The 13,172-nt window shown below is 59.4% G+C and carries 13 protein-coding genes; 9 read left to right on the top strand and 4 right to left on the bottom strand.

From position 1 onward, the window contains the following. Window positions 1-12 precede the first annotated feature (12 nt). Window positions 13-756, bottom strand: coding sequence for an RNA methyltransferase (locus ACR0IV_RS05295; protein WP_480657495.1), 744 nt, complete (start codon window positions 754-756; stop codon window positions 13-15). Window positions 757-920: 164 nt separating this feature from the next. Here ACR0IV_RS05295 and ACR0IV_RS05300 point away from each other — a divergent pair, with 164 nt between their 5' ends. The 4 genes from ACR0IV_RS05300 (at window position 921) to ACR0IV_RS05315 (ending at window position 4,142) form a co-directional block, all read left to right on the top strand. After that, window positions 921-1,541, top strand: coding sequence for a thiamine phosphate synthase (locus ACR0IV_RS05300; protein ID WP_480657494.1), 621 nt, complete (start codon window positions 921-923; stop codon window positions 1,539-1,541). A gap of 55 nt (window positions 1,542-1,596) precedes the next feature. Beyond that, the gene (locus ACR0IV_RS05305) at window positions 1,597-2,490 is read left to right on the top strand and encodes a PfkB family carbohydrate kinase (RefSeq protein WP_480469670.1); all 894 of its coding nucleotides are present in this window, start codon (window positions 1,597-1,599) and stop codon (window positions 2,488-2,490) included. Next, window positions 2,487-3,401: a pseudouridine-5'-phosphate glycosidase gene (locus ACR0IV_RS05310; RefSeq protein ID WP_480469669.1), complete on the top strand. Its 915-nt coding sequence runs from the start codon at window positions 2,487-2,489 to the stop codon at window positions 3,399-3,401. The genes ACR0IV_RS05305 and ACR0IV_RS05310 overlap by 4 nt, the downstream gene beginning before the upstream one ends. Before the next feature lie 63 nt (window positions 3,402-3,464). Continuing rightward, window positions 3,465-4,142: a DUF502 domain-containing protein gene (locus ACR0IV_RS05315; protein WP_480469668.1), complete on the top strand. Its 678-nt coding sequence runs from the start codon at window positions 3,465-3,467 to the stop codon at window positions 4,140-4,142. Here ACR0IV_RS05315 and ACR0IV_RS05320 read toward each other — a convergent pair whose 3' ends face one another. After that, a complete protein-coding gene (locus ACR0IV_RS05320; RefSeq protein WP_480657493.1) occupies window positions 4,143-5,168 on the bottom strand; it encodes a patatin-like phospholipase family protein in 1,026 nt (341 codons plus the stop codon). Between the two features lie 65 nt (window positions 5,169-5,233). Then, on the bottom strand, window positions 5,234-6,007 hold the full coding sequence (locus ACR0IV_RS05325; protein ID WP_480658556.1) for a 3-hydroxybutyrate dehydrogenase: 774 nt from the start codon (window positions 6,005-6,007) through the stop codon (window positions 5,234-5,236). Window positions 6,008-6,301: 294 nt separating this feature from the next. On the opposite strand from ACR0IV_RS05325, the gene ACR0IV_RS05330 reads away from it, so the two are divergent. Beyond that, window positions 6,302-8,116, top strand: a complete 1,815-nt coding sequence (locus tag ACR0IV_RS05330) for an extracellular solute-binding protein (protein WP_480657492.1) — start codon at window positions 6,302-6,304, stop codon at window positions 8,114-8,116. A 656-nt stretch (window positions 8,117-8,772) separates the two neighbouring features. Then, a complete protein-coding gene (locus ACR0IV_RS05335) occupies window positions 8,773-9,009 on the top strand; it encodes a hypothetical protein (protein ID WP_480484996.1) in 237 nt (78 codons plus the stop codon). Here ACR0IV_RS05335 and ACR0IV_RS05340 read toward each other — a convergent pair. After that, the gene (locus tag ACR0IV_RS05340) at window positions 8,998-9,621 is read right to left on the bottom strand and encodes a helix-turn-helix domain-containing protein (protein ID WP_480657491.1); all 624 of its coding nucleotides are present in this window, start codon (window positions 9,619-9,621) and stop codon (window positions 8,998-9,000) included. The genes ACR0IV_RS05335 and ACR0IV_RS05340 overlap by 12 nt on opposite strands. 65 nt (window positions 9,622-9,686) lie before the next feature. Here ACR0IV_RS05340 and ACR0IV_RS05345 point away from each other — a divergent pair, with 65 nt between their 5' ends. The 3 genes from ACR0IV_RS05345 to ACR0IV_RS05355 all read left to right on the top strand — a co-directional run bounded on the left by ACR0IV_RS05345 (window position 9,687) and on the right by ACR0IV_RS05355 (window position 13,142). After that, window positions 9,687-11,204, top strand: coding sequence for a class I adenylate-forming enzyme family protein (locus ACR0IV_RS05345; RefSeq protein ID WP_480657490.1), 1,518 nt, complete (start codon window positions 9,687-9,689; stop codon window positions 11,202-11,204). Next, window positions 11,201-11,860, top strand: coding sequence for a DsbA family oxidoreductase (locus tag ACR0IV_RS05350; protein ID WP_480469662.1), 660 nt, complete (start codon window positions 11,201-11,203; stop codon window positions 11,858-11,860). Before ACR0IV_RS05345 ends, ACR0IV_RS05350 begins: the two co-directional genes overlap by 4 nt. 73 nt (window positions 11,861-11,933) lie before the next feature. After that, the gene (locus ACR0IV_RS05355) at window positions 11,934-13,142 is read left to right on the top strand and encodes an MFS transporter (protein ID WP_480469661.1); all 1,209 of its coding nucleotides are present in this window, start codon (window positions 11,934-11,936) and stop codon (window positions 13,140-13,142) included. Window positions 13,143-13,172 lie beyond the last annotated feature (30 nt).

The raw sequence follows: 13,172 nt of genomic DNA on the forward strand, positions 1-13,172 counted from the left end.
CGAGGTCCAGCCTCAGCCTTTGTCCTTCCAGCGGACCATCTGCCGCATGATCCCGTGCAGCATCTGCACATCCGCACGTGTCATCCGCATCCGCGACCACAGATTGCGCAGATTGACCTTCATGCCCTCCGCCTTTTCGGGTGGATAGAAGAACCCGGCCTCTTCCAGCCGGTCCTCGTAATGTTCGACCAGTTTTTCGACCTCGATACCCGTGGCCCAGTCGCCCTTGCCCAGATCAGTTGCCTCATGCACGACGTCCCCAGTCTGGCGCATCCATTCATAGGCGGTCAGCAGCACGCATTGCCCAAGGTTCAACGAGGCATATTCCGGATTCACAGGGACTGAGATGATGGCGTTGGCCTTGGCAATATCTTCGTTTTCAAGCCCTGCACGTTCCGGGCCAAACAGCACAGCCACCTTTTCGCCCGCCGCCACTTTCTCAGCTGCGAGCTGCATTGCGCGCTCCGGGCTATAGACGGGCTTGGTCAACCCGCGCTGCCGCGCCGTGGTGGCAAAGACAAAGGTGGTGTCCGCCAGCGCGCCCGCCAGATCATCGAATAGCTGCGCCTCGTCCAGCAGCCGTCCGGCCCCGCTGGACATCGCCACCGCCTTGGGATTGGGCCACCCGTCCCGCGGTGCCACGATCCGCATCCGGTCCAGCCCAAAGTTCCACATCGCCCGCGCGGCGGCGCCGATGTTTTCACCCATCTGCGGGCGCACCAGAACGAAGGAAGGCTGGGATGTATCGCTGGGCATGGCTCACTCCGAAAAACTCCGCCTGCTCTACTGGCCACATGGATCAAGGGCAAGCCGCCCCTGCCTGTTCTGCTCTCAAATAGATGCTCAGCGGGCATAAAAGTTTGCTTCCCCCGCGCAATCCGCTAAACCGCGCGAAAGAATTCAAAGCCGAAGGACGCGCAATGGACACTCCAGAGCAGCCGCAGATTTACCTGATCACGCCTCCGACTATCGCGCTGAGCACATTCCCCGAACAATTGGGCCGTGTGCTGGATGGGGCTGACATTGCCTGTATTCGTCTGGCTTTGGCAGGCAGCGACGAAGACACCATCTCGCGCGCGGCCGATGCCTGCCGCGAGGTGGCGCATGCGCGGGACGTGGCCATCGTGATTTCCAACCACGTTCTGCTTGCGCAGCGGTTGGGGCTGGATGGCGTGCATCTGGATGACGGCGCGCGCTCCATCCGGGCTGCCCGCAAGGAATTGGGCGCAGACGCGATCGTAGGCAGCTTCTGCGGCACCTCCAGCCATGATGGCATGACCGCTGGTGAGAATGGTGCGGATTATGTGGCCTTTGGCCCGGTCGGCTCTGTCACGCTGGGCGATGGTACGCAGGCCGAGAAAGACCTGTTCCAATGGTGGTCCGAGATGATCGAGGTTCCGGTCGTGGCCGAAGGTGGGCTGACCCCGGAACTGGTGCAGGACCATACCCCCTGCACTGATTTCTTCGGCATCGGCGAGGAAATCTGGTCACAAGATAACCCGCTGGACGCGCTGAACTCTCTGATTGCCGCAATGCGCTGAGGGATGTGAGCGTTAACCCTTGCACCCACGCCGGGGCTGCGGCATGACACGTGGCATGAATAAGAACAGCGAAATCCTGTGCATCGGTTCAGTCCTTTGGGACGTGATCGGACGGTCGGCCAGCGCCATGCGTCAGGGCTCGGACGTGCCGGGTCGCATCACCCGCCTGCCCGGTGGCGTCGCCATGAACATCGCCATGACGCTGGTGCGGTTTGGGATGACTCCCACGCTGCTGACCGCAATAGGCCGCGACCCCGAGGGCGACGAACTGGTTCAGTCCTGCGCGCGCCTCGGGATGGTCACCGATCACATCTATCGCTCGCAAGACCTGCCAACCGACAGATATATGGCTGTCGAGGGCGCAAACGGGCTGATCGCCGCCATTGCCGATGCGCATTCGCTGGAAGCCGCCGGAGCCAAAATCCTGCGCCCTCTCATGCACGGGCCTTTGGGTTACGAAAATACACCTTTCGAAGGCCCCATTGCACTGGATGGCAACCTGACACTCACCCTTCTGGAAGAGATTGCCCAAAGCCCCGCCTTCGCCAAAGCCGATCTGCGCGTCGCGCCCGCCTCACCCGGTAAGGCCGAGCGGCTGCTGCCCTTCCTCAAACACGCCCGCGCGACACTGTATGTGAACCTCGAAGAGGCCGGCCTGCTATGTCAGCGCGAATTCACCGATTCCGAAAGCGCCGCCAAGGGTCTGCTGGATCGTGGTGCCCTGCGGGTACTGGTAACCGATGGCGGAAACTCAGCCACTGTCGGGGATACTGACGGTGTTCTGACCCAAACACCCCCTTCGGTTCTGGTCACTCGTGTGACTGGTGCCGGAGATACCTTCATGGCCGCCCATATCGCCGCCGAGGCAAATGGCGCAGTGAATGACGCGGCCCTCAGCCGCGCCCTGCATGCCGCCGCAACCTATGTTTCCGGAGAAACCCCACTGTGATCACCCTTCACTATTCCGCCGAGGTCCGTGCTGCCAAAGATGCAGGCCAACCCATCGTGGCACTGGAAAGCACCATTATTACCCACGGCATGCCCTACCCTCAGAACATCGAGGTTGCGGCCCAGGTCGAACAGGATATCCGTGATGCCGGTGCAGTTCCGGCCACAATCGCCGTTATCGACGGTGTTCTGAATGTCGGTCTCGAAGCCGACCAGTTGAGTGCATTGGGTCAGGCTCAGGGCGTCGCCAAACTGTCGCGTGCTGACATGGCGGCGTGCCTCGCTACCGGCGGCACAGGCGCAACCACGGTTGCGGCCACGATGATCGCCGCACATTACGCCGGTATCGAGGTTTTTGCGACCGGGGGCATCGGAGGGGTGCATCAGGGGGCCGAAACTTCATTCGATATTTCTGCCGATTTGCACGAGCTTGCCCACACCCCGGTCACCGTTGTAGCGGCCGGGGCCAAAGCCATCCTCGACCTAGCCAAAACGCTTGAGGTTCTGGAAACGCTGGGCGTGCCCGTCATCGCGCATGGGCAGGACGAGTTTCCGGCGTTCTGGTCCGCAAAGTCTCCGCTCGCGGCCCCGCTGCGCATGGACGATGCTGCCAAGATTGCCAAAGCCCACGCCACCCGTCGCGCGCTGGGTCTACCCGGCGGACAATTGGTGGCCAACCCGATCCCCGATGCCGATCAGATCCCGTCCGATGAATTGGCGCCCATCATCGCATCGGCCCAATCCGACGCCGAGACGCACCGCATCACCGGCAAGGGCGTTACCCCTTATCTGCTGCAGCGTATCTACGAACAGACCGAGGGCCGTTCCCTTACTGCCAATATCGCTCTGGTCCGCAACAATGCCCGCCTGGCTGCCGCCATCGCGCGAGAATTGGCAAAATCGGCACCGTAAAGGGGCCTATTGTACCAAAGGCCCAGACTGCTTACCTAAATCCGCAAACCACTCAGGACCGCAATGAACACTCCGTTTGACGAAGAACCTCACCGCCGACCGGGTCTGTTGTCCCGGCTGCGCGCGTCTTTTCTGACGGGCATTGTCGTCATCGCGCCCGTGTGGCTGACTGTTTGGTTGATCTGGTCTGTCGTGGGCTGGATCGACAGCGCGGTACTGCCGCTGATCCCGCAGCGGTTCCAGCCTTCGGAATATGTCGGCATCAACTTGCGCGGCGTGGGCGTCGTCATCTTCCTGCTCTTCACGGTCATCGTCGGCTGGATTGCCAAAGGCATCCTGGGCCGCTCGTTGATCCATTTCGCCGAGAGCCTCGTCGACCGTATGCCCGTTGTTCGTTCGGTCTATTCCGGGATCAAGCAAATCTCGGAAACGGTGTTCGCGCAGACCGAGCGGTCTTTCGAAAAGGCTTGCCTGATCCAGTATCCCCGCCGAGGCATCTGGGCCATCGGCTTTGTCTCGACCACCGCCCGGGGCGAAGTGAGTGAGCGCGCTGAAACCGGGGGCGAGTTGCTGAGCGTGTTTGTCCCCACAACTCCGAACCCTACATCCGGTTTCCTGCTGTTTTTCCCCGCCGAGGACGTGATCCTGCTGGACATGTCCATCGAGGACGCAGCCAAACTGGTGATTTCAGCCGGTCTTGTTTATCCGAACGACAAAGACCCGACCCAACCACCTGAATAATCAGCCAAACATCGCAGGCAGATCGACTGTGCTGCGCTCTCCCAGATCGTCTTTATAAGCAGTCAGAAACTGCTCTGCCGCGTTGCGTCCGGCCTTTTTCAACCGGTTCAACACAACCGGGTTGGGTACAATTTTGGTCGCCGCCGAGAGGTCGTTCATCAAGGCGTCATCCGCAATCATATGCACCAGCACCCGGCTCATCTCTCCCGCTTTCAGTTTGCCCTCGGCCAGCAAGCGCTGCACGAAATTGATAGCTCGTAATTCGCGAAAGAGCGATGAGTTGAAACTGATCTCGTTGATCCGGTTCTGGATTTGCTGCGGCGTTTTGGGAACCTCGTCACGTTCCAGTGGGTTGATGTTCACGATCACCACATCATCCGGCAAACCATTGTTGAACAATGGATAGAGAGCCGGATTGCCCGTATAGCCCCCATCCCAATAGGCCTCGGTTCGCCCGGATTTGGGGTCAAAAATTTCAACCGCCTGAAACAGGTTGGGCAGGCAGGCCGAGGCCAGAATGGCATCTGTCGAAATCTCTTCCCCGGTAAACACGCGGATCTTGCCGCTGCGCACACAGGTCGCGCAGACAAAAAGCTCTGGCCCCTCATCTGCGCAGATTTCGTCAAAGTTGAAGCGATCCACAACCGGGGTAAGCGGATTGCGGTAGAACGGACCATAGGCATAGGGCGACACCAGCCGCGACCAGGTCTCGGCCATCGAAAACGGAACCGAGTATTCCAGCGCCTGAGCAACATGAGCGGGCTCAATGCCGCGCATCCAATGGGCAATCCGCATATCCCCGACGGCCCCCATGCGCTTCCACAACCCATCCAGAGAAGCCCGCGCGCCCTCACGCCCGTCTCGTACCATCCCCGACTTAAACGCTGCCCCGTTCAGCGCCCCCGCCGAGGTTCCTGTGATCGCTGCAACCTCGATGTCCTCTTCGTCCAGCAAACGGTCCAGCACGCCCCAGGTGAACGCCCCATGCGCCCCACCACCCTGCAATGCCAGATTGATCCTCTTCACAACCCCAACCTCTTCTTCTGATTAATATCACTTCGGAGGCATGGGGGCGGTGCCCCCATGAAAACTCACAAGGCGGTCCAACCTCCATCGACCGAAATCGTCGTACCTGTAATCTGCGCTGCCGCATCCGAGCACAGGAAGATCGTCGTACCGCCCAGTTGTTCGATTGTAGCGAACTCTTTTGACGGCTGCCGCTCGAGCAATACATTCTTTATGACCTCTTCCCGGGTCATGTTGTATTCTCTCATCGTGTTAGGGATCTGGGAATCTATCAAAGGTGTCAGAACATATCCCGGGCAGATCGCGTTGCAGGTGATCGGCTCCTGCGCGGTTTCCAGCGCCACGGTTTTGGTCATCCCAACCACGCCATGTTTGGCCGCGATATACGCCGCTTTGAAGGGCGAGGCCGTCAGACCATGGGCCGAGGCGATATTCACGATCCGTCCCCAGCCCGCCGCACGCATCATCGGCAGGGCCGCAGCCGTGGTGTGGAAGGCCGAGTTCATGTTGATCGCAATGACCGCGTCCCACTTGTCAGCCGGAAACTGATCGATCGGATCGACGTGCTGAATGCCCGCATTGTTCACCAGGATGTCACAAGCGCCCGCCTGCTCGATCAGGGCGCGGCACTCGGCACCCTTGGACATATCCGCCTTGATGTAGCGCGCATTGGTTCCCGTCTCCTGCCCGATCTCGGCGGCCAGCGCGTGATCCTCGTCGCGGTCGGTGAACGAGTTCAGCACCACATCCGCCCCGGCCTTGGCCAACTCGCGCGCGATGCCCAGCCCAATCCCTGAATTCGACCCCGTGATGACGGCTGTTTTGCCCGACAGACCCATGACATTCTCCCTGCTGGATTTCATTTCGCGCGCACTGTGCCATGCTGCACCTGCAAAGAAAACGGGGAATGATGACGGGTTTGTTTCCCGGCTCAGATCTGCATAAAAAAACGCCCGCACGAAGCGGGCGTTAAGTTATTGAGGCAGGTTTCATACAGGCAAGAAACCTATCGAGCAGTGCAACCTTTATAAGCAATTCTTTGCATCCATCCAAGCTAAAAGTTTGATAATAAGAAAAATCATGGCTACGGTGAATCCCAAACAAAATAAGGCCAGAGCAGGATTGTTTCCAAAATGAGCCCCGATTATCTCCGCCCGTTCAGACACGTTATCGCGGGAATCACCTGCATTTTTACTGCCTCTTTGGTTTCTGCAGAATCGGTCCATGGCATAGCTATGTATGGGGACCCGGCCTTACCACCGGATTTTGTGTCGCTGCCCTATGCAAATCCGGACGCGCCGAAGGGCGGCAAAGTCGTGTTCGGAAACACCGGCGCCTATAACAGCCTCAATCCGTTTGTGCAAAAAGGCACGTCACCCTGGCAGTTGCGATTTTGGACCCATGAAAGCCTGATGGGCCGATCCTGGGACGAACCTTTCACTCTTTACGGGTTGTTAGCCGAATCAGTTGAGACGGCCGACGACCGCTCCTGGGTCGAATTTACACTTCGCGAGAACGCCGCATTTTCAGACGGAACCCCCGTGACCGTCGATGACGTGATCTGGTCATATGAGACTTTGGGCACCGAAGGCCACCTGCGCTATCGCGGGCTTTGGGGCAAAATCGACAGCATCGAACAGACCGGGCCGCGCAGTGTGCGCATCACCTTCAACGAACCGGATCGAGAGCTGGCCCTGATCGCCGGTCTACGCCCGATCCTGCAGAAAGCCCAATGGGAGGGGAAGGATTTCGCCGACGCTCCGCTGCAGGATATCCCCATCGGAACCGGGCCTTACGTCATCGATGATTATGAGGCCGGTCGCTATGTAACCCTGCGGCGGAACCCTGACTATTGGGGTGCTGATATCCCGTTCCGCAAAGGCACCATGAACCTCGATGAAATGCGGCTCGAATTCTACGGTGATGCTACGGTTCTGTTCGAGGCGTTCAAGGCCAGAGAACTGACCGCCGTGCGTGAGTTCAACGCCGATAAGTGGGACACCCAGTTCAACTTTCCCTCAGTGCAACGTGGCGATGTCATCAAGACGGAAATCCCACATGGCAAGCCCTCGGGCATGACGGGCTATGTCATGAATACGCGCAAAGCCCCGTTCGACGACTGGCGCGTGCGCGAAGCGTTGACGCTGGCCTTCAATTTCGAATTCATCAACGACACCATCACCGGTGGCGCACAGCCCCGGATTACGTCGTATTTCTCAGGTTCTGATCTGGCCATGCAGCCAGGTCCGGCAACCGGCCGCGTTGCTGAACTGCTGGAACCCTACGCCACTGATCTGCCGCCGGGAACGCTTGAAGGGTACACCCCGCCAGCAGGCGATGGATCGGCCCGGAACCGTGCTAACATCCGCGCGGCCGCAAACCTGCTGACCGAGGCAGGTTGGACCATTCAGGACGGTGTCCTGCGCAATGACAAAGGCGAGCCTTTCACCATCACGGTCCTGCTGCAACAAGGCGACAGCGACAATATGACGGCGATGGAGATCTATACCCGCGCGCTGGAACGTCTGGGTATTCAAGTGACAATCGAACAGGTCGACAGCGCGCAATATACCGGGCGCACCTCCGAGCTGGATTTTGACATGACCATCTTCCGTCGCGCCTTGTCGCTTTCTCCGGGCAACGAGCAGCGCCTGTATTGGGGCAGCGAGAATGCGGACACGCCCGGCACGCGGAACCTGATGGGCGTCACTTCGCCTGCGGTTGATGGTTTGATCGACGCGATGCTGACCTCGGAAAGCCACGAGGATTTCGTTGCCGCCACCCGCGCGCTGGATCGCGTTCTGACTGCCGGGCGCTATGTGATCCCGATCTGGAACTTTGACGTTGGGCGCATCGCCCACGCCAAGGAACTGAAGCACCCAAGCACTTGGCCGATCTATGGCGATGGACCCGAATATATGCCTCAGGTCTGGTGGTATGAGGAATGACACGCTCAAGATGAAATTTGTCTTCGCTGCCGGTGACCAAATCGCCAACGAGACCTGCCTGATCTGACCCGAGTCCCGGGTACGCATTTCAACCCGGCGGTGCCCAAACCAGACGCCATATATTCGATCGTCCGATACTATGGACATCCGAGACTCTGCACAGCACCGGTTCGCACCAGTGATTTTCCGAGATCATCGCCGCCCTCGGCCTGATTTTCGTGATTTTCGGCGGATTTCAGCACAAGTGGATACGATACCAGTCCTTGTGTAACTCCATATCGCTGACGCCTACAAATATACATCATCGGTAAGTTTTGAGATTCTGGCAGCTATCATCACAAGATGGCTTTACGGATAGGTTCTTGGGGATATACCCTGCACATATACCGACGTTCGTTATAATGCAGATAATCGCTGTATTTATCGGGCATGTTTTACTGATCTGGCTGTTCAAGCCAGAGGAATTACGGACCGGCCGCCACTCACTAAACAGCAGGTCCGTAGGCCCGTTGCGGTTACGCCGCAGCGGGTTTTTTGCACCCGAATGACCCGGCTGTACCCTGCGACATTTTGTCATGTCCGCAGCATCACGCCTCACTCCGTACGCTGGTTTGGGGGAGAGCAATCCTGAAACACTAACAAAGGAAGGCTCGCAGATGCTGAACTGGGCTGATCTGACGCAAGACTGGGGCGCGTCTTATGCGCGCGCGAAACGCAGGTTTCCGAACCTGCGAGACAGGGATATGGCCCGCGTTGGCGAAGATCGCAAACAGTTCGAGGCCTATCTGGCCGAGCGTCATCACCTGACAGTCAACGAAGCGCGTGAAGAGCTTGAGGATTTCCTGTTTACCGAGGCTCTGAACCGCGAGGCCGCCCAGTCATTAGCTAAGTGAAGTCACCCACAGGATCGTGGCATCCTCATCACTGACCGAAATGACATTGTGCCCCATGCTGCCATCATAATAGGCACTGTCGCCCCGACGCATCTCGACGGGTTCATAAAACTCGGTGAACAACCGGACAACACCGGTCAGCACGTACAGAAATTCCTCACCATCATGGCGCACCCAGCCATCAAATTCTTCCATCGATCGCGCACGAACGCGGGCGCGATACGGCAGCATCTGTTTTTTGGTCAGCGTTTCGGCCAATAGCTCATGCTCGTAGGTCGCGGTTGCATGCGCGGCCCCCTCACCCATCTTGGTCACCGCCATACGACCGATCACCTGATCGCGCTGCGGTGGCGTGAATAGCTGCGGCACCGAGATCTCCAGGCCGGTAGCCAGCTTTTTCAGCGCGTCATAGGTCGGAGACATCTGACCGTTCTCGATCTTGCTAAGCGTTGAACGTGCCAGCCCGGCCTGAGTGGCGGCCTGCTCCAACGTCCATTTGCGCGCCTTGCGCAGCTCACGCACCCGCGCACCCAGATCGACGGGCTCCAATTCAGTGCTGTTGCCGTTGTCGCGCGCAATGCGGACGATGGATTTGTGATCATTCGTGCTCATGGCTCTTTCTATAGGGCCAGGCCGCGCCGCTTGCAACGCGCGACACCCGACGGTAGCCGTAGGCCATGTTGTCGATCTTTGATCAGGGGCCCTTTGCGCCCTGTCCCGACCCCTTCAATCTGGCGGCGCATGTTCTGCGCCATGCAGACGAATGCGCTGATAAAACGGCCCTGTCCGTTCTTGGCGCTCACTTGGCCCATGACTGGACCTATGCCGACTTAAAGGCCGCGATCCTTGGCACCGGAGCCGGGCTGCTGGACGCGGGCCTCACGCCCGGAGACATCGTGGTCATGCGGTTAGGCAACACCGTCGATTTCCCGATTGCCTATCTGGGTGCCATCGCAGTGGGCCTTGTTCCGGTCCCGACATCCTCGCAACTGACCGAAGCTGAGACCGCTGGCATCCTGAGCGACCTCAACCCGGCCGCCATCCTGCGCGACCCGGACGTGGCCTGCGCCCCGCATCCGCGTCAGATCACCCTGTTCGACCTTACCGAGATGCGCAGCCTGCCCCCTGCGCGCTTTGAGATGGGGGATCCAGACCGCATGGCCTATGTGGTTTATACTTCGGGCACGTCGGGCAAGCCGCGCGCGGTCGCTCATGCCCACCGGGCGATCTGGGCGCGACAGATGATGGTTGATGGCTGGTACGGGCTAACGCCATCCGACCGGCTGTGCCATGCAGGCGCGTTCAACTGGACCTATACGCTGGGCACCGGGTTGATGGACCCGTGGACCATCGGCGCAACCGCGCTGATCCCTGAACCCGGCACCGATATCGCGGATCTGCCCGCGTTGCTGAATCAGCATCGAGCCACGATCTTCGCCGCCGCGCCGGGCGTCTATCGCAAGATGTTGCAGGCCCCCGAACGTATGAGCTTGCCCAACCTGCGCCATGGCCTCTCGGCGGGCGAGAAACTGTCGCGTCACCTGCACGAACGCTGGATGCAGAGCACCGGCACCGAACTGTACGAAGCCTACGGCATGTCCGAATGCTCGACCTTTATCTCATCCAGCCCGACCCACCCGGCCCGCGGAGAGGCTCTGGGCCAACCACAGCCCGGTCGCCGGATCGCCATCGTTGGGCCTGACGGACCGGTCCCTCAGGGGCAAGAGGGTACAATTGCAATTCATCGCAACGACCCCGGTCTGATGTTGACCTACCTGAACGCACCGGAAGAGGCCGAGGCGCGCATGGCCGGGAACTGGTTCCTGACCGGCGATCAGGGGGCGATGGCAGCAGACGGTCAGATCATCTATCTCGGCCGCGACGACGATATGATGAATGCGGGTGGGTACCGGGTATCTCCGGTCGAGGTCGAGGCGGCACTGTCTACCCACCCCGGCATCACTCAGGTCGGCGCGGCGGCGGTTGAGGTGAAACAGGACAGCTCGATCATCGTTGCCTTCTACACCGGCCCCGAAGAACTGGACGCGGAGGTGTTGCGCGCCTATGTGTCTGACAAGCTGGCGCGCTACAAACAGCCGCGCGCCTTTGTCCATCTGTCCGCCCTGCCTACCGGAGGCAACAGCAAACTCCTGCGCCGCGCCCTGCCGGCCTATTTCAAGGCGACGTCCGAATGACACAGACCGTTAAGCTCGACATCATGTCCGACCCGATTTGCCCCTGGTGCTATATCGGCAAGACCCATCTGGACAAAGCGCTGGCAGAGGTGCCGAACCACCCCTTTGTGATCGAATGGCATCCGTTTCAGCTGAATCCCGACATGCCTGACGCGGGTATGGACCGGCGCGAATACCTTGAACGTAAATTCGGCGGCAAGGACGGTGCCGTCCGCGCCTATGCACCCGTGGTAGAACATGCCGATAACGCTGGTCTGAAAATCGATTTCGAGGGCATGAAACGCACCCCCAACACGCTGGATGCCCACCGGCTGATCCACTGGGCCGGGATCGAGGGCAAACAGAACGCCGTGGTTGACGCGCTGTTCAACGCCTATTTCGTCGAGGCGCGCGATATTGGCGATCATGAGGTTCTGGCAGATATCGCCGACACCGTCGGCATGGATGCCGCCGTTGTACTGAAACTGCTGAAGTCAAACGCCGACCGGGAAGATATCCGCAACCGGGATACGCATTCGCGGCAGATGGGCGTGAATTCGGTTCCGACATTCATCGTGGCCAATCAACATGCGGTTCCTGGTGCGCAACCCCCTGAATTATGGGGGAAAGTGATCGCGGACATCATGTCTCAACTTGAGGCTTCCCCTGCAGAATAGCACATACCTCTGTGCATTCCTGATCTAGTCCAACCCGTTGCACCGTGATAGCGCTGCTGGGAAGGAGCTTCCCATGACCAATCGTATGTCGCGGGGCGAATTCATTGCGCTGGTCGCGATGATGTTCGCCACGATTGCCTTTTCGATCGATTCAATGCTGCCCGCCCTGCCTGAAATCGGGGCAGAGCTCAGCCCCGGTGATCTCAACAAGGCCCAGCTGATCCTGACGTCCTTTGTTCTGGGCATGGGGATCGGCACGTTTTTTACGGGGCCAATCTCGGATGCAGTCGGACGAAAGCCTGTGATCTACGGAGGTGTGGTACTTTACATCCTCGCCTCCGCCGTGGCCTGGGCCAGTTCGTCGCTCGAACTGGTACTGGCGGCGCGGGTGGCTCAGGGGTTGGGCGCAGCTGGTCCGCGCGTTGTGGCAATGGCAATCATTCGTGACCTCTTTGCCGGGCGCGAGATGGCCCGCATCATCTCAATCGCGATGATGATTTTCACTCTGGTTCCTGCGATCGCTCCGCTGCTTGGCGCAGGCGTTATCGCTTTGGTCGGCTGGCGCGGTATCTTCGTGTCATTCATCCTGTTCGCATTGGTCATTGTGATCTGGATGACCGTTCGACTGCCCGAATCCTTAGCACCCGAAAACCGCCGCCCCTTCCGCTTGCCGCTGATGATTGCGGCGGTACAAGAGATGATCGCGCATCCCACCGTCCGCCTGTCGATCATGGTGCAAACGCTTTGCATGGGCCTGCTGTTCACCATGCTGACAATGGTGCAACCGATCTTTGACGTCGTGCATGACCGGGCCGAAAGCTTTCCGTTCTGGTTCGGCTTCGTGGCGTTGATCTCAGGCTCGGCCAGCCTGTTGAACGCGGCGCTGGTTGTCCGTGTTGGCATGCGCCGGATGGTGACATGGGCCTTGGGAGGGCAAATTCTGATCACCAGCTGCGTCATTTTCCTGAACATGACACCATTGTCGCCCGACGCCTCGTTCGGCCTGTTCGTGGCCTGGCAAACGTCGGTCTTTTTCATGGCGGGTGTGACCATGGGCAACCTGAACGCCATCGCGATGGAGCCGATGGGCCATATCGCAGGCATGGCGGCCTCGGTGATCGGCTCGATCGCCACCGTGCTGGCAGCTGCTATCGCGGCTCCGGTCGGTTTGTTGTTCGATGGTTCGATCACGCCGCTAACGACTGCTGTATTGATCATGTGCATCGTGGGCTTCGGCCTGATGCTGCATATGGGCCGGATCGAAAACAGACTTCTCGCCTGATCTGTGCAGCGCGCCTGAATCGCGCTAACC

Source organism: Ruegeria sp. C2 (assembly GCF_056537765.1).